The organism is Catellatospora paridis, assembly GCF_009720365.1.
GTDB lineage: Bacteria > Actinomycetota > Actinomycetes > Mycobacteriales > Micromonosporaceae > Catellatospora > Catellatospora paridis.
Genome location: NZ_ML769313.1, coordinates 860,744 through 885,798 on the forward strand (window position 1 = coordinate 860,744; position 25,055 = coordinate 885,798).

21 protein-coding genes are annotated in these 25,055 nt (G+C 68.4%); 10 read left to right on the forward strand and 11 right to left on the reverse strand.

Annotated elements, in window-relative coordinates; all coding sequences use genetic code 11:
• The first annotated feature begins 142 nt into the window (after positions 1-142).
• The 3 genes from F9C41_RS08805 to F9C41_RS08815 all read left to right on the forward strand — a co-directional run bounded on the left by F9C41_RS08805 (position 143) and on the right by F9C41_RS08815 (position 2,533).
• Positions 143-1,132 carry an alpha/beta fold hydrolase gene (locus tag F9C41_RS08805; protein ID WP_155386123.1) on the forward strand — a complete coding sequence of 330 codons (990 nt, stop codon included), beginning with the start codon at positions 143-145 and terminating at the stop codon, positions 1,130-1,132.
• 146 nt (positions 1,133-1,278) lie between these two features.
• Complete coding sequence (locus tag F9C41_RS08810) at positions 1,279-1,707, forward strand: OsmC family peroxiredoxin (RefSeq protein WP_155386124.1); 429 nt, start codon at positions 1,279-1,281, stop codon at positions 1,705-1,707.
• Positions 1,708-2,044: 337 nt separating this feature from the next.
• A complete protein-coding gene (locus F9C41_RS08815) occupies positions 2,045-2,533 on the forward strand; it encodes a MarR family winged helix-turn-helix transcriptional regulator (RefSeq protein ID WP_155386125.1) in 489 nt (162 codons plus the stop codon).
• A 274-nt stretch (positions 2,534-2,807) separates the two neighbouring features.
• On the opposite strand, the gene mca is transcribed toward F9C41_RS08815, so the two are convergent.
• From mca to F9C41_RS08870, 11 genes are all read right to left on the reverse strand, one after another.
• Positions 2,808-3,680 carry a mycothiol conjugate amidase Mca gene (gene mca, locus F9C41_RS08820; protein WP_155386126.1) on the reverse strand — a complete coding sequence of 291 codons (873 nt, stop codon included), beginning with the start codon at positions 3,678-3,680 and terminating at the stop codon, positions 2,808-2,810.
• A 107-nt stretch (positions 3,681-3,787) separates the two neighbouring features.
• Positions 3,788-5,296, reverse strand: a complete 1,509-nt coding sequence (locus tag F9C41_RS08825; protein ID WP_155386127.1) for an MFS transporter — start codon at positions 5,294-5,296, stop codon at positions 3,788-3,790.
• A gap of 370 nt (positions 5,297-5,666) precedes the next feature.
• Positions 5,667-6,092: a DUF6069 family protein gene (locus F9C41_RS08830; protein WP_155386128.1), complete on the reverse strand. Its 426-nt coding sequence runs from the start codon at positions 6,090-6,092 to the stop codon at positions 5,667-5,669.
• A gap of 165 nt (positions 6,093-6,257) precedes the next feature.
• Positions 6,258-6,821, reverse strand: coding sequence for an NADPH-dependent FMN reductase (locus F9C41_RS08835; RefSeq protein WP_155386129.1), 564 nt, complete (start codon positions 6,819-6,821; stop codon positions 6,258-6,260).
• Between the two features lie 1,834 nt (positions 6,822-8,655).
• Positions 8,656-10,863, reverse strand: coding sequence for an amylo-alpha-1,6-glucosidase (locus F9C41_RS08840; protein WP_155386130.1), 2,208 nt, complete (start codon positions 10,861-10,863; stop codon positions 8,656-8,658).
• A gap of 94 nt (positions 10,864-10,957) precedes the next feature.
• Positions 10,958-11,497, reverse strand: a complete 540-nt coding sequence (locus tag F9C41_RS08845) for a hypothetical protein (RefSeq protein WP_155386131.1) — start codon at positions 11,495-11,497, stop codon at positions 10,958-10,960.
• 86 nt (positions 11,498-11,583) lie between these two features.
• On the reverse strand, positions 11,584-13,221 hold the full coding sequence (gene mhpA / locus F9C41_RS08850; protein ID WP_155386132.1) for a bifunctional 3-(3-hydroxy-phenyl)propionate/3-hydroxycinnamic acid hydroxylase MhpA: 1,638 nt from the start codon (positions 13,219-13,221) through the stop codon (positions 11,584-11,586).
• On the reverse strand, positions 13,218-13,571 hold the full coding sequence (locus tag F9C41_RS08855; protein ID WP_155386133.1) for a DoxX family protein: 354 nt from the start codon (positions 13,569-13,571) through the stop codon (positions 13,218-13,220). Before F9C41_RS08855 ends, mhpA begins: the two co-directional genes overlap by 4 nt.
• Positions 13,568-15,457 carry an acyl-CoA synthetase gene (locus F9C41_RS08860; RefSeq protein ID WP_155386134.1) on the reverse strand — a complete coding sequence of 630 codons (1,890 nt, stop codon included), beginning with the start codon at positions 15,455-15,457 and terminating at the stop codon, positions 13,568-13,570. Before F9C41_RS08860 ends, F9C41_RS08855 begins: the two co-directional genes overlap by 4 nt.
• Positions 15,454-16,392 carry a fumarylacetoacetate hydrolase family protein gene (locus F9C41_RS08865; protein ID WP_155386135.1) on the reverse strand — a complete coding sequence of 313 codons (939 nt, stop codon included), beginning with the start codon at positions 16,390-16,392 and terminating at the stop codon, positions 15,454-15,456. The genes F9C41_RS08860 and F9C41_RS08865 overlap by 4 nt, the downstream gene beginning before the upstream one ends.
• Positions 16,389-17,513, reverse strand: a complete 1,125-nt coding sequence (locus F9C41_RS08870; protein ID WP_230689440.1) for a VOC family protein — start codon at positions 17,511-17,513, stop codon at positions 16,389-16,391. The genes F9C41_RS08865 and F9C41_RS08870 overlap by 4 nt, the downstream gene beginning before the upstream one ends.
• 134 nt (positions 17,514-17,647) lie before the next feature.
• On the opposite strand from F9C41_RS08870, the gene F9C41_RS08875 reads away from it, so the two are divergent.
• The 7 genes from F9C41_RS08875 (at position 17,648) to F9C41_RS08905 (ending at position 25,055) form a co-directional block, all read left to right on the forward strand.
• A complete protein-coding gene (locus F9C41_RS08875) occupies positions 17,648-18,292 on the forward strand; it encodes a TetR/AcrR family transcriptional regulator (protein ID WP_155386137.1) in 645 nt (214 codons plus the stop codon).
• A 312-nt stretch (positions 18,293-18,604) separates the two neighbouring features.
• The gene (locus tag F9C41_RS08880) at positions 18,605-18,928 is read left to right on the forward strand and encodes a hypothetical protein (RefSeq protein ID WP_155386138.1); all 324 of its coding nucleotides are present in this window, start codon (positions 18,605-18,607) and stop codon (positions 18,926-18,928) included.
• A 173-nt stretch (positions 18,929-19,101) separates the two neighbouring features.
• The gene (locus tag F9C41_RS08885) at positions 19,102-20,580 is read left to right on the forward strand and encodes a zinc ribbon domain-containing protein (protein WP_155386139.1); all 1,479 of its coding nucleotides are present in this window, start codon (positions 19,102-19,104) and stop codon (positions 20,578-20,580) included.
• 260 nt (positions 20,581-20,840) lie between these two features.
• Positions 20,841-21,062 (forward strand): ferredoxin, encoded by a 222-nt coding sequence (locus F9C41_RS08890; RefSeq protein WP_155386140.1) that lies wholly within the window; start codon positions 20,841-20,843, stop codon positions 21,060-21,062.
• On the forward strand, positions 21,059-22,462 hold the full coding sequence (locus F9C41_RS08895; RefSeq protein WP_155386141.1) for an NAD(P)/FAD-dependent oxidoreductase: 1,404 nt from the start codon (positions 21,059-21,061) through the stop codon (positions 22,460-22,462). The genes F9C41_RS08890 and F9C41_RS08895 overlap by 4 nt, the downstream gene beginning before the upstream one ends.
• A gap of 18 nt (positions 22,463-22,480) precedes the next feature.
• Complete coding sequence (locus F9C41_RS08900) at positions 22,481-23,743, forward strand: cytochrome P450 (RefSeq protein WP_230689441.1); 1,263 nt, start codon at positions 22,481-22,483, stop codon at positions 23,741-23,743.
• Positions 23,744-24,341: 598 nt separating this feature from the next.
• On the forward strand, positions 24,342-25,055 hold the full coding sequence (locus tag F9C41_RS08905; RefSeq protein WP_196279683.1) for an HD-GYP domain-containing protein: 714 nt from the start codon (positions 24,342-24,344) through the stop codon (positions 25,053-25,055).

Below are 25,055 nucleotides of genomic sequence, written 5' to 3' on the forward strand. Positions count from 1 at the left end.
TCAAGTCGTTGCCTGAAGTGCGAGGTTCTGGCATGGACTTGGCGTCGGCGGCGCATATCGACCAATGTGGGACGTGCTGCATGCCAGCCCGGCCTACCTAGCCGTGCTTCGCGATCTGGTGGCGGATTTCGTAGGGGATCGTATGGCGGGCGACGTCCAGCACAGGTACGTCACGGTCAACGGCGTCAGGCTGCACGTCGCCGAACAGGGCACCGGCCCGCTGGTTGTGCTGCTGCACGGATTCCCGGAGAGCTGGTACTCGTGGCGGCACCAGTTCGGCCCACTGGCTGCGGCCGGCTACCGCGCCGTCGCTCCTGACCAGCGTGGATACGCCCGCAGCGAGCAGCCCGAAGCCGTCGAGGCCTACAGCCTGCTCCACCTCGCCGGCGACGTCATCGGGCTCATCGACGCGCTCGGGGAGCAGACAGCGGTGCTCGTCGGCCACGACTGGGGCGCACCGGTCGCCTGGGTGACGGCGATGCTTCGCCCCGACGTCGTACGGGCGGTGGCGGGACTGAGCGTCCCGCCTGTGCTACCCGCAGGGATGACCCCGCCGTCGGCGACCCGCAAGAAGTTCGGCGACGGCTACTACCAGGTCGTCTTTCAGCAACCCGGGGTCGCCGACGCCATGCTGGCCCGAGACCCGGCGACCACATTCCGCCGGTTGCTGGTCGGCGCCTCAGGCGACAGCCCGTCCAGCGATCCGCCCCGCCCGTGGATCGTCCCCGACGGTGGCACGCTCCTGGACGTGATGCCTGAGCCGACGCGACTGCCGGGCTGGCTCACCGACGACGACATCGAAGCCTTCGTCGGCGACTACGCCATTCACGGCGACCGGGCCTTCACGGGCGGCCTGAACTGGTACCGCAACATCGAACGGAACTGGGAACTGCTCGCGGCGTTCCGCGGCCGCCGGATCGAGGTGCCGGCTCTCTACATCGCCGGAGGCCGCGACATGGTTGTCGGCCTACGTGGCGTCGAGGCCACGTTGAACGCTGTCGAGCAGGCTGCGCCACGGTTGTGGCGTGCCCGGATCCTGCCCGGCTGCGGCCATTGGACCCAGCAGGAACGCCCCGAGGAGGTCAACCGGGAACTCCTGGACTTCCTTACATGGCTGTCCACCACACCATGATCGACCCCTATCCGAACACCGCCCCGACCAGCGGGCACTGTGCCGGTTTGCCGAGTGGGTCCCCTGAACGGGCCCAACCGTGGCGAGGACTCCGGCACGTTGGCGACCAGTACGCCGCAGCGCCCCGCCAGGCGAAGGAGTGAACGATGCCCACCGTGCGCGGCCGGTCGGACTGGAGCGGGACGCTCCAGGACGGTGCCGGAACAATCTCCACCACGAGCGGCACCCTCGACGCCGTGCCATACACGTATGCGAGTCGGTTCGAGGGGGCCGAGGGGGCATGCCCGGAAGAGCTGTTGGCAGCGGCCTACGCTGCCTGCTACAACCAGGCCCTGTCCAACATCTCCGGCAAGGAGGGCTCCCAGATCGCCTCGGTGAGCACGGCAGCGGACGTGACCACGGGCGTTGGTGACCGAGGCCCGGCCATCGTCGCCGTGCACCTCACAGTCGAGGCGAAGGCCCCCGGGATGTCACAGCGAGTCTTCCAGCACCTGGCCGAACAGGCTCGCATCCGCTGTGCGTTCTCGAAAGTGCTCGTCATCGAACCGACCATGAACGCGAATCTGATGCCCTAACTGCGTTATCCCCAGTCCTCGACCTCACCTTGGTACTGGGCCCGCGGCAGGAGCACGCCGACTGCGCCTTGATGCCGCCGACACGTGCCGGAGGCTCGATGGCAAGTAAGGCGCTCTTGGCCGCCAACCCGCCGAGCGGGGGTGTCCTCGAGGGTCAGTGATCGCCGACCCTCGCAGCCACCGGTCAGCGCACGCCGACGGAGTATCCACCGCACCTGGATGGACGAGGGCCAGGCCATTGGCGCTGCGTACTGATACTCGCAGGTCGGGGGTGGGCGGTTCGCTGCGGAAGATCCAAATGTGACACGTGAACGTTCACGTCAGTTAGACTCCGGGCATGCCTGAACAGCCTCCACGCCCGAACGATCAGCCGCGCTGGCTGACCGCGGCGGAGCTGGAGACATGGCAGCAATTCGCCCTGATGATGCACAAGCTGCCCATTGCCCTGGAAGCGCAACTGCAGCAGGACGCGGGCCTTAGCTACGTCGAGTACTACGTCCTCGCCGGACTGTCCGACCAGCCAGGACGGCGCATGCGCATGAGCGGCCTGGCCGTGCTCGCCAACGCTGAGCTGTCCCGTCTCTCCCACATGATCAGCAGGCTGGAGCGCCGGGGTTTCGTCCGCCGCGAACCAGACCCCACCAATGGCCGCTACACCCATGCGATCCTGACCGAAGCCGGTCAGGCCCATCTCGCCGAGGCCGCCCCGGGGCACGTGGCTCGGGTACGGGACCTGGTCTTCGAGGTTCTCGACCCCGCCGAGCTGGACACTCTGCGCACCGCTGCCGAGAAGATCAGCGAGAGGATCGACCGCCGGGAGCAGTAGACCTTTCCTCGCACGGACACCGCCCTTCAGGTGCCACAGCGCAACGCCGGGCCATGAGGGGCCTCGATGGGAGCGAGGCCGGGCATCCGGCGTCCGGCGTGCGATCGCGGCCGTGTCGCGACCCCCGGGGCGGAATCCGTAGTCGCGGTCGCCTCGTAGGGACACTGACGCCGCAGCACCCCTGGTCACGGGCAACGATACGATCTGGAACGAAGCTTCGTCCCTTTGAGACACCGCCTCCCACCTGAGCGGTCGGGGTTTCGGCAAGGTCGGGTCAGACGGTGATGTCGGCGGTGATGCCGGCGAACAGGTCGTCCTCGGGCAGCCGAGTGTCGACCAGCGAGTGGGCCAGCTCGTACTCCTCGGTCGGCCAGACCTCGCGCTGGACGTCGAGCGGCACCCGGAACCACGGGCCGTCCGGGTCGATCTGCGTGGAGTGGGCGAGCAGCGCCCGGTCGCGCACGTCGAACCAGTCGGCGCACTGCACCCGGGTGGTGAACTCGCGCTCGGTGAGGCCGTCCTCGTCCCAGACGGCGATCCACTCGCCGAAGGGGGACTCTTGCCCGTGTTCCACGAGGTAGGCGTGGAGCACGCGGATCCGGGCCATCGACATGCCGTGGTTGTAGTACACCTTCAGCGGCTGCCAGGGCTGGCCGGACTCCGGGTAGGCGTCGGGGTCGCCGGCCGCCTCGAAGGCCGCCATCGTGATCTTGTGGGTCATGATGTGGTCGGGGTGCGGGTAGCCGCCGTTCTCGTCGTACGTGGTGATCACGTGCGGACGGAACTGCCGGATCAGCCGGACCAGCGGCTCGGCCGCCTTCTCCAGCGGCACCAGCGCGAAGCAACCGGCGGGCAGCGGGTCGCCCTCCGGCATGCCGGAGTCGACGAACCCCAGCCAGGCCTGCTGGACGCCCAGGATCTCGCGGGCGGCGTCCATCTCCCTGCGCCGCACCTCGTGGATGTTGGCCGCGATCTTCGGGTCGCCTTGGAGCTTCGGGTTGAGAATGGAACCTCGCTCGCCCCCGGTGCAGGTGGCCACCAGCACGTCCACGCCCTGGGCGACGTACTTCGCCATGCTGGCGGCGCCCTTACTGGACTCGTCGTCCGGGTGTGCGTGGACCGCCATCAATCGCAACTGCTCTGTCAATGTTTGTTCCTTCCGCATTGCCCCGCTGCGGGGGCGGGAGACTCAGGAGTCGTGGCGCGGCGTCCCGCCTCACCCCCACGACAGGCTTCGTCAGGGGACCTGGTGCATCAGTGGGCGAGCAGCGGCACCGCCGCCTCGTCCTCGGCGTGTTCGTGGTCCGTACGGCCGACGTCGACCAGGGACAGGACGACCAGCGTGGCGATCACGAGCATGCCGATGGCGAACCAGATGGCGGTGCTGTAGCCGTGCACCACGCCCTGCAGCTGGACCAGCTGCTGCTGCGGGTTCGTCGCGGCGTCGGCGATGTGGTCCCGGACGTACGAGGTCGTCACGGACGTGGCGATGGTGTTCAGCAGGGCTGTGCCGATCGCGCCGCCCACCTGCTGCGAGGTGTTGACCATCGCGGACGCGACGCCAGCATCGCGGGGCTCGACGCCCGCAGTGGCCAGCGACATGGCAGGCATGAAGGTCATGCCCATGCCGAGACCGAGCAGCGCCAGAGCCGGCAGGACGGTCGAGGCGTAGGACGAGCGGATCTCCATCTGCGCGAGCAGGAACATGCCGGACGCGGCCACCAGGTAGCCGGCACCCATCAGAAACCGGGCCGGAACGCGGGTCATCAGACGCGGCCCGATCTGCGTCGAGCCGATCATCATGCCCGCCACCATCGGCAGGAAGCAGAACCCGCTCATGATCGGCGAGTAGCCTTTTACGACCTGCAGGTAGTAGGTCAGGAACAAGAAGGTGCCGAAGATGGCGATGACCGCGAGGGCGAGGGAGAGGTAGACGCCGCCGCGGTTGCGGTCGGTGACCACTCGCAGGGGCAGCAGTGGTGCCTTGACCCGGGCCTCGGTGATGACGAAGGCGAGCAGCAGGACCACCCCACCGCCCAACAGGGAGAGGGTCGTGCTGTCGCCCCAGCCGTGGGACTCGGCGTAGTTGAAGCCGTAGACCAGGCAGGTCAGGGCCAGGGTGGACAGGACCACGCCGGGGATGTCGAGCGGGGAGCGGTTGCGGCTGCTGGCGGGCTCGCGGATGACGAAGTAGGCGCCGGCCGCCGCGGCGATGGCGAACGGGATGTTGACGTAGAACGTCCAGCGCCAGTCCAGGTACTCGGTGAGCGCACCGCCGAGGATGAAGCCGACGGCGCTGCCGCCGCCGGCGATCGCGCCGTAGATGCCGAACGCCTTGGCGCGTTCCTTGGCGTCGGTGAACATCACGGCGAGCAGTGAGAGCGCGGCGGGGGCGAGCAGGGCGCCGAAGGCGCCTTGGAGGGCGCGGGCGCCGAACATCATGGTGCCGGTGGTCGCCGCGCCGCCGAGCGCGGAGGCGGCGGCGAACCCGATCAGGCCTATGACGAAGGCGCGCTTGCGGCCCCACAGGTCGGCCACCCGGCCGCCGAACAGGACCAGGCCGCCGAAGGCCAGCGCGTAGGCGGTGACGACCCACTGCCGGTCGCCGTCGGAGATACCCAGCTCCTGCTGGGCGGAGGGCAGGGCGATGTTCACGATTGTGGCGTCGAGGACGACGATCAGCTGGGCGAGGGCGATGAAGACGAGCGCTTTCCAACGCTCGGCGTGCGCGTCGCTGGCAGCTTTGAGGGCTGTGCGAGACATGGGGGTATCCACTTCGTTACTTCGTGAGGAATTGGCTGGCTGAAGGTGCCTGAGGACGTGCATCGAAGGGATCACCGCACCCGCTCGTGTCGCAGGACGCTGGGGAGATCAGGCCCCGATTGCATGGTCAGGGCGCCAGGTCGATGATGCGGACCGGCTGGCTCGCTGAGGGGCCGCCGGGCGGAAAGGCATCCGCCGGGCCGACCGTCCTCGATCGGGAGTCGGCGAAGAGTGCGGGTCCCGGAACCTGACCCATGTCCGTTCCGGGACACCGCCTGCTCCGGCTGTCGCCGTACCAGCCCGCACGGTGGCGATCCGAAGTGCGTGGTGGCTCAGCGGCGACCGGCATCGCGGTTGCGCTGACCGATGGTCAAGGCTTGCGTCGGCTGAAGGTGGAGATCAGCACGGCGGCGACCGCGACGTGCATCAGCGCCAGGATCGTCTTGGTTGCCCCGGTTGCCGAGAAGACGAACAGGGGCATGAAGGACACCAACAGCACCAATACGGCAAGCACGGTCCACATGACCGATGCCTTGCGGGTGAACCGGTCCAGCAGCGCCCGGGCACCCCAGCCGAGCAGGCTGACGACGAGCGTGAACGTGACGGTGAGCGGCAGGCTGACCGCAGAGGGCGCCTGGCCGTTGCCGGGGTCGACGACCAGGCCGATATCCAGAATCTGGGCGGCCGTCCAGAGCAGCGCAGCGGCCAGGACGGCACCGCCGACCGTGAGAGCGCCGACGCGCAGCCGCGAGGCCGGCGGGGAGACGGAAGTGTCAGTCATCAGGGACTCCTTCATGGAACGAGGATGATCTTGCCGCCGGTGCGGCCGGACCCGGCGTCGCGGTGTACCCGCGCCGCCGAGTCGGTGGGCGGACGGGCCGCGGTGGTGTCGACCCGGACGGCGCCGTCCGCCTGAAGGCGGACGGGTTTCCCGTCGCCTGCCTTCCGGCAGGCGAGGGCGTCAAACCCGGACGGTCTTGAGGGCGCGGGTCCAGGACTCCAGCTGGTCGAACAGGATGGTCGCCGCGGCGTCGTGCTGCGGAGCCGGCTTGAAGACGGAGAAGTGCTCGAAGTCCGTGAACAGCGAGAAGGACAGCTGCTGACGTACGTGGGCCAGCTGCAGTTCGCTGGCCACGGTCCGCAGGTGCTCGATGGCCCGAGCTCCGCCGAGGGAACCGTACGAGACGAAGGCGGCGGCCTTGTTGTTCCACTCGCCGTACAGGTAGTCGATCGCGTTCTTGAGCACCCCGGAGGTGGAGTGGTTGTACTCGGGGGTCACGAAGACGTACCCGTCGAACTCGGCGATCTTGGACGCCCACGCCTTGGTGTGCTCACCCCGGTACTGGCCCATGGCCGGTGGCATGGCCTCGTCCAGGTGGGGCAGCGGGAAGTCGGCGAGGTCGACCAGCTCGTACTCGGCGCCGGTGCGGGCGCCGGACTGGCCCATCACCCAGTCCGCGACGGCCTTGCCGTTGCGGCCGGGCCGGGTGCTGCCGAGAATGACGGCAATCTTGAGGTCACTCATGCGGTTCTCTCCTTGCTGGGCCGGCTGGCCAGTGTGAGGCCGGCCGACGGATTGCATGGCCGGCGGGTCGTGCGTTGAGCCGGTACCGACCCGCGCCACAGACTTCACTTGAACGTTCAAGTGTCAGCTTAGCATCAACGCTTGAACGTTCAAGGGTGAGGTGCGACTCGTGACCGTGGTGGCGGCGGCTGGACGCTGACGAAGCAAAGGCCCACGGCTCGGCGCGCCACGCCACCCGACGGGCACCCGGCACGCTGGTCATCAACCTCGACGGCGCCGCGGCCCTGCGCCAAGCCGTCGCCCTGGAAGCCGGAGGCGACGCCGACAGACTCCTGGCCGCCCTCGACCAGGCGGGCCGAGCCACCGTCATCGCGCTGCGCGGGAAGGCCATGCCCTCAGACAACCGCCCGCTACGCGGCAGCCGGTCACGCAGCCGTCGGCATCGGCATGGGGATGCCCAGCTACCAGACCCCGGCCGAAACCCCCGACCGCGTCGACCCCGCAACCCTGGCCGCAGCAGCCCGGCTGGTCGTCGCCACGTTTGAGCATCTCGCCACGACGGAAACAGCGTGCACATGAGCAGGCAATACTTCGTCATTTACGGCCCCGGCGCGACGTCGCGGGTACCCTGCATCCTGCATCCTGCATCCTGCTGCCGCAAGCGCCAGCCTGCAGCTAGACCGCAACGCGGCGCGGACAGCGAGCCAACTGGCAGCTCTCGGCCATGCCGTCAGCATCGCCACCGACCTCGTCGTCGTGCCGGGGCGGGGGGCCGAGTTGCCAATCGAGGACCTGCTGGAGTTGTTGGCCTCTGCATGCCGCGTCGTTCCGAGCCGGAGGCATCCACACCAGACCCTTTGGGCTGCACGCACCGGCGGCGGCCTGCCCTGGCATGAGCGAGGGTTCAGTCAGTTTGACTGGGCCGTCACCGTAGTGGCCGGAGGGCGTGAACGCTGGTGCGAATGCGCCGTAGTACAGCGCTTCAAATTCGGTCATGGTGCGTTTCGTTGACGCAGGCGCTTCAGGGTTTGCAACCCGCCAATTCGGCGCCCACCGTTATTTCAAATTGTCCATTTTGTCATGCGGTGATCAGCTATCCTGAATGCGGATGTGCCGTGAACTGGGTCAACGTGGTGCTGGAATGGTGCAATCACAGACCCCTTGACTGGGGTACTTTATACTTCTGGCGACCTCGGCAAACGTTGCCTAGTGCACCGCTGACCCTTTATATACCTGGGGGTCAAGGGGTCGTCGGTTCGAATCCGGCCAGCCCGACAGAATAAAACAGCAGGTAAAAGGCGGTTTCCGAAGATCCGGAAGTCGCCTTTCTTGCTCTTGAAGACACGGGTAAAGGGCGCGGACGCGCGTATGGTTTGCGTGTCATCTGCCGGTCTGTACGCGGGCTCGGGCCGCCGTTCCGCACGGATTGCGCGGCGCGTGAGCGATCCTCGTCTGGGTGCACACTGCGACCTGACCGCAGACCAAATCGGACGGTCGCGCCACGCTCAAGACACATCAGGCGGGCCCCAACGCAGGTGGAAGTGCTAGTGGCCGTGGCTGAGTCAACTGCCCACCGACTCTGAACGTGAAACAGGTTGTATGTCGGGGCGAGTGGGCCGGCAAGTGCGGCGCTCGCCGGACAGCCCGGGTAGTACAGCGCTGTCCGACCCCTTTACCTGCCTACAACCGCAGGCCGCTGACGACGCCGTCTTGCTGACAGCATGATCAATCACTACCCGGCTCGGAAATAGCAGCTCGTTGAGTGGTCGGTCGCCGGGCAGATGAGATGGTTGTCAGCGACTGTCGAATCGCCGTCTACGGAGCCAGCCAGCGTTCAACGGGCGAGTCGTGCGTACCCGGTCGCGCCGTGGGCCTCGACGTCCCAGTGGACACCGAAGGCGGGCAGGTTGCTGATCTGGATCCGGCCGATTTCGTCGGGCACCCAGGGGTCGAGGCGGATCTGCCGGTCGTGTGCGTCCAAGCCGAGCATGACTTTGGCGAACGCGAACGGGGCGCCTGTCGCCCAGGCCTGCGGGCTGCAAGCCGTCGGGTAGGGGACCGGGAAGCCAGCATGGACGCGGGGGAAGCCGGCGAAGGCCTCCGGCAGACGGAAGGCGGAGTGCGTGGCGGCCTCGAGCTGTGCGAGCGCAATGCGGTTGGCTTCGTCGCGGAACCCGTAACGGGCCAATCCCAGGGCGATGATCGAGTTGTCGTGCGGCCAGATCGTGCCGGTGTGGTATCCGATCGGGTTGAAGCCGCGGTCGCTGGTCGACAGCGTCCGCACACCCCAACCGCTGAACATGCTGTCCGACATCAGGTGGCTCGCGATCACGGACGCGCGTTCGGGGGGCACGATGCCCGACCACAGCAGGTGGCCGAGATTGGAGGTCAGCGAGTCGATGGGCTGCTTGTCCCCGTCGAGACCGATGACGTAGAAACCGCCGCGATCCGGTGACCAGAAGTCGCGGTTGAATCGCGTGTACAGCTGTTCGGCCTGGCGTGTGAGCCGGCCTGCGAAGTCGTCGTCGCCGATCACCTGGGACGCGAGCTCGGCGGCGCGCGTCTTCGCGTCGTAGACGTAGCCCTGGATCTCGGCGGTGGCGATCGGCAGGTACGGGATGCGCCCGTCGTGGAACTGCACCCCGTCCCATGAGTCTTTCCAGCACTGGTTGCCAAGGCCCTGCGACGATCGTGTGGCGTATTCGACGTATCCGTCGCCGTCGCGGTCGCCGTAGCGGTCGATCCACTCCAGCGCGGCCAGCACCCGCGGCCACCGCTCGCGTACGAAGGCGTCGTCGCCGGTGAAGCGCCAGTACTCCGACATCAGGATGAGCCATAGGGGGGTGGCGTCGGCGGTGCCGAAGTATGGGCTGTGGGGTTTCTCGCCGAGCACGGTCAGCTCCCCGTGGCGGATCTCATGCAGGATCTTGCCGGGTTCCTCGTCGCGGAACTCGTCCATCCGGGTGCCCTGCAGTTCGCCGAGCAGGTGCAGGGCACCGCGTGCCAGATCGGGGCCGGCCCACAGCGTCTGCAGGCAGGTGATCAGCGTGTCGCGGCCGAACAGGGTCATGAACCACGGCAGGCCGGCGGCGGGCAGCACGTAGGGCTCGCCTGCGATGGTGCCTTCGATCCGTAGCGCTGCCAGGTCGACGATCGACCTGTCGAGCACCGCATTGAGGTCTGCGTTGTCGCATTCGATGTCCGGCGCATGCTCGAGCCAGCGCTTCAGCGGACCTTCGGAGATCTGCTGCTGCTCACCGAAGTTTTCGTGCATCGGCTCCAGCGTGACACCATCGCGTTCGAGGTCGACGCGCACGAGCGCGGCGAACAGCTGTCCCGGTGCCAGGTCCAGGTCCCAGACGAGGCTGTCGCCGTCCACCCGCACGGCCGTCTCGCCGACCGGCTTCAGCGAGGCTGCATCGAGTATGGTGTCGCGCACGACGCGTACGGTGCAGGCCACGTTGAAGCCGTCGACGGCGTACCCGAACCTGAGCGACCGGGACCCGTCGCCAGGCCGGCACGTGATCTGCTGGCTGCGGTCGCGCACGGTCCCCTTCATCTCGAACAGGTCCGCGAAATCGGTCCCGCAGGACAGCCGCAGCTCAATTCTGGCCGCATCGAGGCCGGAGTTGACGGCGGCGACCTGTTCGAGCATGCCGTTGCCGACGAACCGGAATCGGCGTACCGCGACCGTGTTCGCCCGCAGGCCCGGCAACTCGGTATTGGCGAGATAGAACGCCGCCGAGTAGTAGTCGACGGCTCGCGACTTCAGCAGCGACAGCCGCGTCCCGTCGAGGGACAGCTCCCACCGGTTCAGAAACCGCGTGTCGTCGTGCACCAGACCGCCCACCGAGCCGGTGGGCACGTCGCCGAGCGCATCCGACAGCACGAAGGTGCGCCCTTCCAATACCGCGATCGCGTCGGTGCCCAGCTCCGGCGGGTATGGCTTCGCCGCACCGTCGGCACCCGCGGGGCGCGGCCGCGGATACGGATCCAGCGGGGTGGGTCTGCGCGCGGTCGCAGCGTCGTCGCTGGATCCCATCAGCAAGCCCCCGTGATCCTGTGATTCACGCGGGCGCGGTCTGGCCGCCCCGGTGCAGGAAGACGCCTGGTACTTCGCCTGCACTTGCCCGGGATCACCGCCGCCGGTTCCACAGCGCAACCCAGACGACGGCGTTCAACGCGAGTAGAACCGCGCCCAAACCCCACGCGGACCAATCCAGAGGCGACCTCAAATAAGGCCAGACAAGGTACAGCGACGCCAGCGAGATGCCGGGGAATACCAGGCCGACAACCACGCTGAGCAGGATCGGCCGTAGCCTGCCCTTGTTGTCTTGGAAATACGCTTCAAACTGAAACAGCCTCTGGTCGCCGACATATTGCGCCAGCAGCGAGGCCTGTCGATCGCGGATGTAGCGCGCGATTACAGTCACGTCCCGGGCCTCGCCATATGCGATCAGTCCTAATGCGCCGGAGATGACGGGCAGCATCAACAGTAGCCTGATGTCCGCTCGCTGGGTGATGACGATACCGCCGATTCCGGCTATTGCGGTCATGTTGAGGTTCATTATCGTGCTTTGCGCTCCGAGTTTTTGGAGAAGTTCGGCTCGCAGTGCTGCGTACTCCGCCAGCACGGCGTCCGCCGCCTTACCGACATTCAACTCGGGTGCTCCCACACCTTCTCCCTCGGTGTCACCTGCAGCTTCGATCTACTGAACATCCCGATCATAATGGAAGTCCACTGTTATTCCATTGAAGCGGTTTAAGTGAATTCGCCGCGCGTTTGCGGTGTTGCTGAAGTATGGATGTTTTCGAGGGATGAGCGGTCGGCGACCGCATCGGGGTCATGCTCGACGTCCGGGTGGTTCTCGTTTTCAGCCGTGGTGGGCGGGAGTTGGGGGGCGAACGCCCGCAGCTGACCGACGAGCGCCGACGGACTGTGTCCTGCGCTCAGTACCGTGCCGTCGGGTCGGATGAGCGCGGTGTGCGCCCTGCCTTGCCTGAGCCAGCGGTGGAGCTCGCTGCCGGGTGCGGCGTGCACGACGACCACTTCGACGCCCGCTATATCGGCTTGTTCGGCGGGGGACGGCTCGGCTGACGTGACGAGTGCGAAGCGGCCTGCGGCCACGTCGTCGAAGCGCCGGCCATCGTCGAGGAGCGCGTTCGGACACAGATGGCCGGCCAACGCGCGGCGCAGTCGCGCACGCACCACCAGAGCGGACCGGCGCAGCGCCGGTGTCTGACTCCCGGCCGTCATCTTCTTGATCACGGGCAACACGTGCAGCCAGGGCACGACAGCGCTGCGCAGGAGCGCGCCCAGAGGACCGCTGTCGGTCATCACGACTCCGATGAGTCTGGCCAGCTTGATCATCGAGCGGGCGTGTGCGGCGCGCTCGGTCTGGTAGGTGTGGAGCACGGCTTCGGGCAGGGTCCCGTCGAGTACGGCGGCTAGTTTCCAGGCGAGGTTCATCGCGTCGCGCAGCCCTGCTGCCATGCCCTGGCCGATGAACGGCGGGGTGAGGTGGGCGGCGTCGCCGAGTAGGAACACGCGGCGGTCGCGCCACCTGTCGGCGACCTGGGCGCGGAAGGTGTATTCGGCCATGCGGACGATGCGCAGCCGGTCGACCGGGACGTCGCCGGTCCATCTGGCGATGAGTGGGTGCAGCCGGGTCATGTCCCGGAAGTCGTCGGCTGTCTGGCCGGGCGTCAACTGGAACTCCCAGCGGTGGCGGGTCGTCCCTATGCGCATGTAGGTGGCGGCCCGGCTCGGGTCGCAGACCTGCTGGACGCCTTCCCAGTGGCCGAGGTCGGCGTTGGTGTCCACGTCGACGACGAGCCAGCGCTGGGTGAAGTCGAGGTCGTTCATCGTGGCCCCGATCGCTGTGCGCGTCGGGCTGTTGGCGCCGTCGCAGCCGAGGACGTAGCCGGCGCGGACGCAGTGTTGTTCGCCGGTAGTCAGGTCCGTGAAGTCGACGCGCACGCCATCGGCGTCCTGCGTGAGCGCGGTCACGTCGGCGTTGCCGCGAAGGGTGGCAGCGGGGTACCGCGTCAGGTTGTCGCGGAACAGCTGCTCCAGCTCGGGCTGGTCGAACATGCTTCCCTCGGGGAAGCCGTGCCTGCCGCCGTCGCGATCGCGCCGGATTTCGGCCAGCACGCGCAGGTCGGTGTCGAGCAGGCGCAGGCCCTGGTGCGGTCGGGAAACGGCCGTGAACTTCTCGCGCAGCCCGAGGCGGGCAATGATCCGTTGGACCTCATCGTCGACGGCGACGGCGCGGGGCTGAGGATAGGCGGACTGCCACCGCTCGAGCAGCAGGCACTGCACGCCGTACTGGGCGAGCAGCGTCGCGACGGTCAGCCCTGTCGGACCGGCGCCGACTATCACCACAGGCACCATGGTCATGCCCCGCTCAGCAGCAGGATCAGGTAGCCGGCGGCAAGAAGCGCGCAGACCAGGGCCGGGGCGGCCTTGCGCAGGCCGTCGCCTTTGCGGACGTGTACGACGACGGCTCCGGTGAGCAGGAGCAGCAGGCCGGCCGCGGCCAGCGCGCCGATCAGCGGTTGGAGCAGGCCGAGGAGCAGGCCGATGGCTGCGGCGAGTTCGAGCGCTCCGATGCGGCGGTAGGCGGCGGTGGAGAAGCCTGCCTCGGTGGCAAGCTCCCGCATCGCCGGCACGGCCTTGACCTTCGCGGCGCCCAGGGCGGCAAAGGCCACGGCGAGCAGCACCGCGAGGATGATGGTGGGCAGTGTCATGGTTTTACCTCCGTGCGCCAGGCGATGGTGTACTGGTCCAGGACTGCTTTGACGGCCGCCTGGTGGGCCGTCGCCTGGACGGTGATGACCGCTACCGGGGTGCTGCCCTCGACGGCGATGTCGATCCCGTGCACGGCGGGTACGTCGTGCAGCGCGGTGTGCAGTTCCGCGCGGGTCGCGTCCATGCGCAGGGCGAGCCGGTAGAGCTTGCCGACCGCCGTGGCGGGCAGCTCGTCGAGGATGGTGACGGTCTTGGGCGCGGCGGTGGGATCCGGCACGCGGTCGCGGGCCCAGTCGCGCAACTGCTCCGGCGTCACCGTGGCACCGGGGACGAGGGTGACGTAGGCGACGGGGACCTCTCCGGCGTGCCTGTCGGGACGCCCGACGGCGCAGGCCGCCACGACGTCGGGATGGGCATGGAGCGCGTCTTCGACGATCGCCGGGTCGATGTTGTGCCCGCCGCGGATGATGAGGTCTTTGGCACGGCCGGTGAGGTAAACGAAGCCGTCGGCGTCGACCCGCCCCAGGTCGCCGGTGTCCAGCCAGCCGTCGGCGAGCTTGCCCAGTCCGTCCAGGACGTGGCCAGCGCCGCCGCGGCGGGTGACGTATCCGGGAAAGACGGCCGGGCCGCTGACCGCCAGCACACCGGTGGCGCCGGCGGGCAGGATCCGCCAGGTCCCGTCGGTCGCCATGGCGATCGCTTCGACGCGCTGGTATGGCAGGCGCTGCCCGACCGAGCCGGGCCGGGGCACGTCTGCGAAGGTACGCGCGCTGGCACAGGTGGCCTCGGTCAGTCCGTAGCCCTCGACCAGAGTGGCGCCGGTATGTGCCTGGAAGCCCTCGCGGACCGCAGCTGGAAGCGGCGACGCGCCCACCATGGGATGGCGCAGGCTACTGATGTCGGCGTCGACCGGGTATCGAGTCAACGCCGCGTACACGGTCGGCACTGCGCTCATGGCGGCGATCCGGTAGTGCTCGACGATTCTCCAGAACGCCGGGAACAGGTCGGGGTCGCGGTAGCCGAGCGGGCCGGCCCACACCACATGCTGGCCCTTGAACAGCGGTGCCAGCAGCGTGACCACGAGTGCGTTGACGTGGAACAGCGGAAGGGCGGCCAGGACCACGGTCTGCTGGTTGAACATGGTTGCGGCGGCCAGCATCCAGGCGTCGGCGACCTCGTTGGCGTGGGTGTGCGCGGCCAGCTTCGGTGCGCCGGTGGTGCCGCCGGTGTGGAAGATCGCAGCCAGATCACCGGCACGGGGCAGGTCACCGCCGAAAGCCGACGGGTCCATGGCGGTGGCCAGCTCAGCGAGGTATCCGATGTGCACGCCGCCGACGGCGGGCAGCGCCTGCAGCCCGCCTGTCGCGGCGGTGGGGCCCAGCACGAGCACGGTGTCGAGCAGACCTTCGCCGGCGAGAGACCGGACGGTGTCCCACGTGCCGGGAGCGAGGTCGGGTCCGGCCGTGACCAGCACCCGAGCGCCGCTTCGGCGCAGCAGCTCAGCCAGATGCTGCCCCGACAGGCCGGCGCCCAGGGGCGCTGCGATCCCGGCCAGCTGAGCGGCGAGCGTCGCAGTGATCAGCTCCGCGCAATTGGGTGACATCAGCGCCACCGCGTCACCACGCCGTACGCCGAGCTGGTGCAGGAGGTTGGCGTAGCGGTGGACGTCGGCCAGCATCTGGGCGAAGGTGCGCTGCATCGGCTCGCGCCACCGCGCGGCGGCGGGTAGGACGCTGACGGCGATGCGGTCGGGCCAGTGTTCGGCCGCGCGCGCGAGCAGGGCGTAGGTCGACTCGGGCAGGCCCCGTGCTTGCAGGGGCACGGCTTCGATCGCGGCGAGGTCGGTGGGTGTGGCGTAGCGGGGCCACAGCAGCTGTTCGTTCACCGGGCGTCCCTGACGACCGTGCGCTGGGTGCCCAGATCGATCGCGCAGTCGTCGGTGGCGATCGTGGCCTCGACGACGTCACCGTCCTTGAGGTACTTCGGGTTGCGGGCCTGGCCGCCGAAGAACAGCTTCCATCTCGTGGCCGGCGGCAACAGCGAAGCGATGACCTGGACGGGCCTCGGCGGCGCGCTCAGCGCGGTGCCGACCGGTGTACCGGTGAGCAGCAGGTCACCGGCGTCCAACCGCTGGAACCGGGACAGGCTCTGCAGCGCCCGGACCGGCGAGTAGATCATGTCAGCGGCCGTCATGTCCTGCCGCAGCGCGCCATTGACCCGCAACGTCAGCCGCAGGTCCGTGAACCGCTTGAGTTCCTCGGCGTCGAGCAGCACCAGTGCCGGGCCGACCGGGGTGAACGTCGGGTAGGACTTGGCCTCGTAGAACTGCGTCTGGGGCAGTTGGACGTCGCGCGCGGAGACGTCGTTGGTGACGACCAGCCCGGCGACGTAGTCGGCGAGGTTGTCGTCGGTGACCGTCGTGCCGACCGGCATCTCGCGTCCGATGACCAGGCCGATCTCCACCTCGTAGTCCAGCAGGCGTACGTGGCTGGGCCGGATCACGTCGTCGTGCGGGCCGCTGATCGACCCGGACGACTTGCGGAAGAACGTCATCGGGACGGTGCTGGGATCGCCGCCGGTGTCGGTCACGTGCGAGGCGTAGTTCGTCATCTGCGCGACGACACGGCACGGCCCTGTCACCGGAGAGATCAGGGCCAACGTGTCGACCGGGACGGTTTCGCTGTTCGCCGTGGCGGCCGCGATGGCCAGCCCGTCGGCGAGCAGCTGGCCGGTGGTGGTCGCCTCGGTGGCGATCTTCGCCGCGCCGGTAGGTGAGAGCACCCACCAGGCATCGGCGGTACGCAGGACGGAGATACTCATGTCGTTGCTACTTTCATCAGGCCGCGAAGGCGGTGCAGGTCGAACTCGTTGTCCTCGCGCAGCGCGGCGGCGACCGCGCGCAGTTCACGAAGTGCTTGCCGGCCGGGTTTGATCCCGAGGAAGTCACTGGTGGCAGGCGGACCCCACTGGGCCAGACCGGAGGCGGTCATAGGAGCCCAGCCCGCCTCGAGGGTGTTGTCGAAAAGATCGCCGTCACTGAAGTGCTCCACCAGGAAGCCGTCAGGGTCGCGCCAGTAGTCGAAGATCTGGCTCCCCTGGATGTGCCTGCCTACGCCCCACGAGCGCCGGTAGCCGTGCTCGCGTAGGTACTCGCCGCCGGCGGCCAGCGCGTCGAGGTCGGCGACCTGGTAGGCCGAGTGCACGTAACGGTTGGCCGGGCCGAGGGCCAGCGCGAGGGTGTGGTGGTCGGTGGGCGTGCGGCCGCGGTCACAGCGGATGAAGCTCATCACCGGGCCGCGCTCGCGCTGGTCCTGGTAGTAGAGGAAGTCGCTGACGATCAGACCAAGGTGCTGCAGGTACCAGTTGAGCGTCTGCACATATCTGGTCGACTGCAGCACGACGTGGCCGAGCCGCTGCACCTTGGCCGGCTCGCGCGGCGGCCGCTGGGCGGCGTTGAGCCGCACCGGGTCGTGCCCGACGTTCCACGGCAGCGGCCGCTGAGCGGGCAGCGCCGGCAGTTCGTGCGTGTCGGCGACGACGCGTACTCGGATCCCGTTCGGGTCGGTCAGGTCCACGCTCACCCCGCCGAGGCTTTCCAGCAGCGGTGTGACGGTCGTGCCGGTGGCGTCGGCAAGGCGCAGCAGGTCGCGGGCGTCGGCGGCCCTGAAGGCCGGGCCGATGAAACGCGAGCGGGTGCCGCGGCGGATCAGAACGCAGGGGGCACCCGGGTCCATGCCGCGCAGATGCAGCTCCTGCGGCGTGCGCAGGGACGTCGTGAAGCCGAACGCGTGGGCGAACATCTCAGCCCGTTGCAGGTCCGGCTTGTGGAACTCGAGCCAGGCCAGGTCGTCCACCTTGATGATCGGCTGGCGTGCCCGGCCGGGGTGCTCGTCGGGCTGCGAGCCGTGCTCGCTGTGCAGACCGGTATGCGGGTCGTGCATCGTCGACACCCTCCTCGAAAGTCTTGATGAAATCATCACCAACGAGCAGACTGTCAGTCAAATGTTTTGAGGTTTTCATCATCGCTGACCTGTGCCGCTAAGATTGATGACTTACGACTGTGAGGTGACCGGGTATGGCGCAGAACAGGACAGACAGCCCGAGTCGACAAGAAAGGCGCAAAGCTCGCACTAGGGCGGCGCTCATAAAGGCCGCGCAGTCCGTTGTCGCGGCGGGCCGTTTGAACGCGCCCATCCTCGAGATCACCCAGGCTGCCGATGTGGGTATGGGCTCCTTCTACAACCACTTCGACAGCAGAGAACAGCTGTTCCGAGCTGCGGTGGACGATGCCTTGGAGCGCCACGGGAACCGGTTCGACGAGTGGAGCGCCTGCCTGGACGACCCAGCCCACGCCTTCGCGCAGAGCTTCCGGCTGACCGGGCGGATCCATCGCCGAGAACCCGCGCTCAGCCAGGTCCTGTTCACGTTCGGGCTGGCCATGGCCGCGGTGGACAATGGCCTCGCGCGGCGCGCCAGCCGCGACATCGACCGCGCGGTGCTTGCCGGCCGCTTCGTCGTGCCTGACACCGACCTGGCCATGGTCGTGGTCGCCGGCGCCGTTCTGTGCCTCGGTCGCCTGCTGCACGACCAACCCGAACGCGACCACGCCACATCAACCGACCACGTCGCACAGACCGTGCTGCGCATGCTGGGCATGCCGGGCGAGGAGGCCAGCGAGATATGCCAACGTCCGCTACCTAGTCTGGATGATCCCCCGTAGACGACGCGGAGCCGTTGAGCCACGACACCTGGCTAACCAGCAGCCTCCGGGCCTGCGAGCAGTTGTCGGCGTTAGGCGAAAGGGTCTGAACAGTTGTCCAGTTTGGCTAAGCGATCCTCAGTCTTGCGTACAAGCAGTGTGGGCGTCGGCTCGTCCGACTGCTTGTTGTCGGTGGTGTTGTTTAGCCTTGTCGGCGTCGTGTTCTGGTCGTGTCGGTGAGGAGCGTGGTGGCGCAGTTGTCGTGCGCTGCAGTCAGCGGTGGCGGTGGCGGTGGCGGTGGCTGAGCTGACCGCGACTGCGTCCTGTGCCGCGATGTCAGCGGTCGTGGAGTCCAGCGGCCTTCGTGTCGGTGAACGCCTGCTGGCCCAGCGGGTGGGTTGGCTGTGCGGGCTGGTCTCGGGCATGGCGGGGCGGATCGTGGCCGAGCGCTGGAACAGCCCGGATCTGGACGCCCTCGCGGCGGGTGTGGGGGCCGACGGGCGTGGGCTGCCGGCCAAGGGCTGGATGACGCTGCGCCGGCTGGGCTGGGCCGCGACCCCACCCGAAGGCGTCTACGTTTACGACCGGGTGCGCCGGTGCGCGCAGGAGGAAGCCGCCAGGACGTTGCGTCTGGCCGTGCAGCGCCGCCAGACCTGACCGCGATCGTCAAGACATGGCCGCAGGGTGCCAGGCGCGACGACGCTGACTGGCGTGCCCTACGCGCCCTGCTCCCACCCGGTACACCGGCAGCCCAGATCGCCAACCGCACCCGGCAGGTCCGCGCATACCGGCACGCCCTCCACGGCGAACTACCGTTTGACCTGCCCGATATGGAGGCGGCCCCGGCGGTCGCCGCGCAGGTGCTGCTGGCCGCCGCGGACCGGCAGCTGACCACCATCACCCGCTGCGACGACGGCCGGGCGGTGCTGCGGGTGCAACTGCCGCTGACCGCCCAGCCCCGTAGTAGGGCCGAGTGGGCCTGGCACGTCCTGCAGGTCGCCCTGCCACCGACTGTTGCCACCGATGCCACGATCTGCGCGCCGACGCTGCGGATATCAGGGCACCGGATGCGGGTCGACCTACCCCACCGGGTTACCGTCACGCCCGCCGACCCTTCCGGACACCGCCTCGCGCTTGGTCTGGACTGGGGCGTCAACACGCTGCTCACCGGCGTGGTCGGCCGCCTGGCCGACGGCGTTAGGGTGGTGACCGACGGGCGGATGCTGCGCTACGACGCCACCGCCATCTCCGCCAAACTCCATCGCCTACGCGGACACCGCGAACACCTGGCCGCCCGACGCGACCACCACAGCGTCCTGGCAGCCGGGCTGCCCGCCACCGACCCCCGCACCCTGCGGCTGCACGCGATGGCCCAACGGGCCCGGGTCGAGCACGAGCGGGTCTGCGCCCGCATCCGCCACCTCAACAAAACTTTGGCCTGGTCCGCCGCACGGTGGGCCGTCGACCACGCCACCGCCCTGCACGCCACCGTGATCTACGTCGAAGACCTGGCCACCTTGCAAGCCCGCGGCACTCGCAAAGGCAACGCTCGACTGTCCGGCCAGGTCCGCGGCGTGGTCTTCGAAGCGATCAGCCACCTCGCCGCCAAAACCGGCATCGCGGTGGTGACCGTGCCCGCCCGCGGGACCAGCAGATACTGCCCACGCTGCGGTGCAGGCAGCAGCGTACTCGCCCACACCCCAGCCCCGGACCGGCCAGACGAACGGGGCTGGAAATGGGCTGCCTGCTCCCGATGCGGCCTGTCCGCTGACCGCGATCACGCCGCAGCCATGCGCATCACCGCCCGCGGACTGCTCGCCCAGGCCCATGTCCGCACCGACCGCAAAACCGGCCGACACACCACCACCACGATCGTCGACGGCAACGTCGCCACCGTGCGACGCACGACCCCGCGTCCGGCCAAGCAGCCTGACGCTGGACGCGGTCCGAAGAACAGGCCGACCCCGAAGCGACCACCAGCATCAGCATCTAAGCTTTCCCACCGTGTGCCCGACCGGCGCACGGCCCCCGCCCCACCCTCGGGTGGCCAGCGTCCGGCGGGGCAGGAACCCAAGAACCACCACCATCCGGCGGCGGCTTCAGGTCCTGCACACGAACTCCTGAACCCCCAGCACCATCCGACGGGCTTCCACCACGTCCGCGCCACCGCCGTCACCGCCCTCAGCGGAGACTTCGGACCCCGGCACACGGCCACGCCTAGACCGGAATGTCTGAAACACACTCAGACAAACTCAGGAGATCAGAGACGCTTCCCTGGTAGCGTAAATGTTGCTGAGGTGTGGGGGTGAAGACCTCCTTGTGCCGAGCGACGACTGCGAATGCCTTGCGATGAGTCGCGATGTGCGCCGCGGACCCCGGCTATGGCTTACCGGCGGTAAAGCGGCCCCAACGGATGGCCATGGACATCGAAGACGCTGGCACAACGGACCGCTGTCGGCTGGACGAGGCTTGGTTGCCCCGGCTGGGCCGATTGGCGGCACCCGACAGCTGCGCGTAGCCGAGATACCGCCAGGACCGGTCGGACGGCCAGGATGGAAGGAGACTTCCGATGCGGATCGTCGTGGACCTGAATAGGTGTCAGGGATACGCGCAGTGCGTGTTTCTGGCGCACGAGGTCTTTAGGCTCAGTGGTGAGGAGACGCTCACCTACGACCCGAATCCCGATGACGCGCGGCGCCTGCAAGTCGAGCGAGCCGCTGCGGCCTGCCCGGTGCAAGCGATCCTGATCGACCGCTTGGAAGGTGCGCAGCCGCGGAGCGTGACGTCATGACCGTGCCGGCCAGGGTCGCAGAGCTGGTGCGCGACTTCAAGGCCAACGGCCGGATCGTCATCGTCGGCGCCTCCCTGGCGGGACTGCGGGCCGCCGAAGCCTTGCGCGAGGAGGGCTTCAGCGGACCGCTGACGATCATCGGCGACGAGCCCCATGAGCCCTACGACCGCCCCCCGCTGTCCAAGCAGGTGCTCAAGGGTTGGGTGCCGGCCGACCACACCGAGTTGCCTCGCTTGCGGGAACTGGATGCGCAGTGGCGCCTCGGGGTGGCCGCCACCGGGTTGGACCGGACCGCCAAGCAGGTGCTCCTGGCCGACGGCGAACGAGTGCCGTATGACCGGTTGCTGATCGCCACGGGCACCCGCGCGCGGCAGTGGCCCAACCCGACCGAGGCCGCCCTGGCGGGGGTGTACACGCTGCGCTCGCGTGACGACGCCGCGCGGCTGCGACAGGCGCTGGCGGCAGGGCCGTCGCGGGTCCTGGTCATCGGCGGCGGGTTCATCGGCTGCGAAGTGGCCTCGGTATGCCGGGAACTCGACATCCCGGTGACCCTCGTCGAGCGGGGCTCGGCGCCGCTGGTCGGCGCGCTCGGCGGGGTGATCGGCGAGATCGCCGCACAGATGCAGCGAGATCACGGCGTCGACCTGCGCTGCGAGGTGGGCGTGTTGTCGCTGGAGGGCGACGCGAGCGGACACGTGCGGCGTGCCCGGCTCTCGGACGGAACCACCGTCGAGGCCGACGTCGTACTGGCCTCGCTTGGCTCGATCCGCAACGTGGAATGGCTGGAGGGCTCCGGGCTGGCGGCCGGGTTCTGGGGTGTCGGCTGCGACGCCGGCGGTCGCGCCTTCGACATCAACGGCGTGGTGACCGACTCCGTCTACGTGGCAGGCGACGTGGCGCGCGCCCCCCACGTGCTGTACGAGTACCAGTTTCTGGCGATGGAGCACTGGGACAATGCCGTCCTCGGCGCCCAGGTCGCGGCCCACAACATGGTGAGCCTCGAGCCCGACTACCGCCCGCATCTGCTGCTGCCCGGCTTCTGGTCCGGCCAGTTCGGAGTCAACATCAAGTCCGTCGGCGTGCCACCTTTCGGCGACGAGATCGTCTTCACCCAGGGTTCGGCCAAACAGCGCCGCTTCGCCGCCGCCTACGGCCGCCGTGGCCGCATCGTCGCCGCCGTCACCTTCAACAATGGCAAGTGGCTGGAGTACTACGGGCGGATGATCGAGCAGTCGGCGGCGTTCCCGCCCCCGCTACCGGGCTGGGACCGGCCCGACGACATGAAACCGATCGCGGCCGACTTCCCGGAACCGGGCGTCCCGACGGCGACATCCGACGTGGTCCTGACCGGCCACGACCCGAACCAGCGGACGGCCGAGTTCCGGCCTCGCGGTCGCTGACCTGCCTGGCGATCGAGCGTGCGACCGGGCAGCAGCAACAGGGAGGAGGGGAGCCCCATGGTCCAGGAAACGCCCTGGCAGCAGGCCCTCCGCAATGCCAACCGCGCAAATCCGTACCCGTTCTACGAGGAGATGCGCAAGACCCCGGTGTCGCGGCAACCGGACGGCACCTACGTCGTCAGCACCTATCGAGAGCTCGTCGAGCTGCTCCACGACCCCCGGGTCAGCTCGGATACGAGGAAGCGCCCCGGGGCGATCCCGGGGGTGGACCCCTTCGAGGCGACGATCATCACCGAGGACCCGTCGGAGCACGATGTGGATCGCCGTCGGATTATGCGGCACTTCGGGCCGCCCGAGCGTCCCGACATGATCACCGACATGGAGCCCGAGATCCGCCTCATCTTCACCGAACTGCTGGACGGCATGAAGAGTAAGACCCGTGTCGACGTGGTCGACGAGTTCGCCTTTCCCGGGCCGGTGACCGTAATCTGCAAGGTCCTGGGCGTGCCGCTGGAGTCGATCCCGCTCTTCCACGACTGGATCGAGACGGCCCTCGACGGCCTGGACCTCGGCCCGGAGGCGAGCGACCCGGAGCAGCAGCGCCGCCTGGCGGCGGTTTCCGCTCGGGTGGCCGAGATGAGGCAGTTCCTGGCCGATCTGTTCGACCAGTACCGCAAGCAGCCCGGCCCGGGCATGTTGTCGGGGATGGGCAACGACGACGGCCCGGAGGGGCGCCTGCCCGGGGGGTCGCTGGTCAGCAATGCGATGCTCATGCTCTTCGCGGGGCATGAGACGACGGTCAACCTGATCGCCCACAGTGTGCTGTCCCTGCTGCGGCACCCCGACCAGCTCGAGAAACTGCGCCGCAGGCCCGAGCTCATCGTGCCTGGCATCGAGGAGCTGCTGCGCTTCGAGTCGTCGGTTCAGTTCTGGCACACGCGCTCTGCCCTCGAGGACATCGAGATCGCCGGCACCACCATCCCGGCGGGCTCGACGATCTTCGTGTGCTACGGCTCGGCGAACCGCGATCCGCTACGGTTCGCCCACCCCGACAAGCTCGACCTCGAACGACCCGACAACCAGCACGTCGGCTTCAGCCAGGGCATCCACTACTGCTTCGGCGCGCCGCTCGCGCGCCTTGAGGTCCAGATCGCGGTCAGCGAGTTCTTCCGCCGGGTGCAGAATCCGCGGCTCGTCGAGGATCCGCCGCCGTACCGCCACAACCAGATCTTCCGTGGCCCGCGCCATGTCCTGGTCGACATCGACGGGATCCGCGACTGACACAGCCGCGCGTAAAGGCTCGCCATGCGAGCTTTTCAAGTCGTCGAATGGCAACAACCGCCTGAGCTGCTCGAGGTGCCCGAGCCCGGGCCGGGACGGGTCCTGGCCAGGGTCGGCGGTGCCGGTGCGTGCCACTCCGGCCTGCACATCATGCAGGCACCCGGACCCTCACCGGATTCGCCGCGAAACTGCCCTTCACGCTCGGCCATGAGAATGCGGGATGGGTGGAGAGGCTGGGTCCGGGCTCACCGGGTTCGCGCCCGCAGACGCCGTGATCCTCCCGCTAGCCGAACCTGTCCTCACCGTCTACCCGGCAAACACCGGTCACCCCAACCTTCAGTGCTGATATTTACCTCACTTCCGACATTCTGGGCAGATCGTTGGCGCCTCGGTGAATAACTGATAGTTTCATCAGTACGGATCAAATCATCAGCAGTGCACTGGAACCTTGGAGAGCTGCGGTAGCCGTTCCGCACGCGAACATGTCGCGGAAGCCAAGGCTCAGCGGCTGTCCCGCTTCAGTGAGGTCGCGGCTTCTCGTGCCTGCCGGTGAACGATGTCCTGCCTCTTCATTACGACTTGCACAGGAGCAGCAAACATGGGGGAATTTTTTACGCCGACCGGGTCGGTCGGTCTGCTGACGCCGAACGTCGACCTGGACAGCGAGCTGCCGCGCGAGCTCGTGTGGCTGGCCGACAAGGTCGATGCGGTTCTGGGGGAGTGGGAGCACGCCGCTGCGGTCGCCCGGTGGGCGGGGCAGACAGCCGCGCGGTTGGGCCTCGATCGTCCGGCACAGGTGCGCACGGCGGCTGCGGCGCGGCTGCACGACGTCGGGAAGATCGTCATCGACCAGTCGCTGCTGGCGAAGCCCGGTCGGCTCACCGCGCAGGAATGGGAGCAGATGCGCCGCCACCCGGAGGAAGGAGCGCGCCTGGTCGTCGAGCTGGCGAACCGGCGGGATCTGGCACCGCCGATCGCCGCGCACCACGAGCGGTACGACGGGGACGGCTACCCGCGCGGCCTCGCCGGCACGGACATCCCGATCGAGGCGCGGATCATCTCGGTGTGCGACGCGTGGGCCACCATGCGCGTTGACCGCCCCTACGCCCGGGCACTCGGGGTGACCCAGGCCCGTAATGAGCTGGAGTCGGGGCGGGGCACCCAGTTCGATCCGGCGGTGGTCGACGCGTTCCTCGGCCTTGCCGACGAAGGCGCCATCGACGAACCCGCGCTGCTGCGCCGTACCCGGCAGTCGGCCAGCCACTGCCCGTGCCAGCATTGTGTCGCCCCTCGGAGCGAGGGGGGCCGCTGA

Coding starts and splice junctions, on each gene's coding strand:
- F9C41_RS08805 (WP_155386123.1), top strand. CDS start 143: ATGGCGGGCGACGTCCAGCACAGGTACGTCACGGTCAACGGCGTCAGG.
- F9C41_RS08810 (WP_155386124.1), top strand. CDS start 1,279: ATGCCCACCGTGCGCGGCCGGTCGGACTGGAGCGGGACGCTCCAGGAC.
- F9C41_RS08815 (WP_155386125.1), top strand. CDS start 2,045: ATGCCTGAACAGCCTCCACGCCCGAACGATCAGCCGCGCTGGCTGACC.
- F9C41_RS08825 (WP_155386127.1), bottom strand. CDS start 5,296: ATGTCTCGCACAGCCCTCAAAGCTGCCAGCGACGCGCACGCCGAGCGT.
- F9C41_RS08830 (WP_155386128.1), bottom strand. CDS start 6,092: ATGAAGGAGTCCCTGATGACTGACACTTCCGTCTCCCCGCCGGCCTCG.
- F9C41_RS08835 (WP_155386129.1), bottom strand. CDS start 6,821: ATGAGTGACCTCAAGATTGCCGTCATTCTCGGCAGCACCCGGCCCGGC.
- F9C41_RS08840 (WP_155386130.1), bottom strand. CDS start 10,863: ATGGGATCCAGCGACGACGCTGCGACCGCGCGCAGACCCACCCCGCTG.
- mhpA (WP_155386132.1), bottom strand. CDS start 13,221: ATGACCATGGTGCCTGTGGTGATAGTCGGCGCCGGTCCGACAGGGCTG.
- F9C41_RS08855 (WP_155386133.1), bottom strand. CDS start 13,571: ATGACACTGCCCACCATCATCCTCGCGGTGCTGCTCGCCGTGGCCTTT.
- F9C41_RS08865 (WP_155386135.1), bottom strand. CDS start 16,392: ATGAGTATCTCCGTCCTGCGTACCGCCGATGCCTGGTGGGTGCTCTCA.
- F9C41_RS08870 (WP_230689440.1), bottom strand. CDS start 17,513: ATGCACGACCCGCATACCGGTCTGCACAGCGAGCACGGCTCGCAGCCC.
- F9C41_RS08875 (WP_155386137.1), top strand. CDS start 17,648: ATGGCGCAGAACAGGACAGACAGCCCGAGTCGACAAGAAAGGCGCAAA.
- F9C41_RS08880 (WP_155386138.1), top strand. CDS start 18,605: ATGTCAGCGGTCGTGGAGTCCAGCGGCCTTCGTGTCGGTGAACGCCTG.
- F9C41_RS08885 (WP_155386139.1), top strand. CDS start 19,102: ATGGAGGCGGCCCCGGCGGTCGCCGCGCAGGTGCTGCTGGCCGCCGCG.
- F9C41_RS08890 (WP_155386140.1), top strand. CDS start 20,841: ATGCGGATCGTCGTGGACCTGAATAGGTGTCAGGGATACGCGCAGTGC.
- F9C41_RS08895 (WP_155386141.1), top strand. CDS start 21,059: ATGACCGTGCCGGCCAGGGTCGCAGAGCTGGTGCGCGACTTCAAGGCC.
- F9C41_RS08905 (WP_196279683.1), top strand. CDS start 24,342: ATGGGGGAATTTTTTACGCCGACCGGGTCGGTCGGTCTGCTGACGCCG.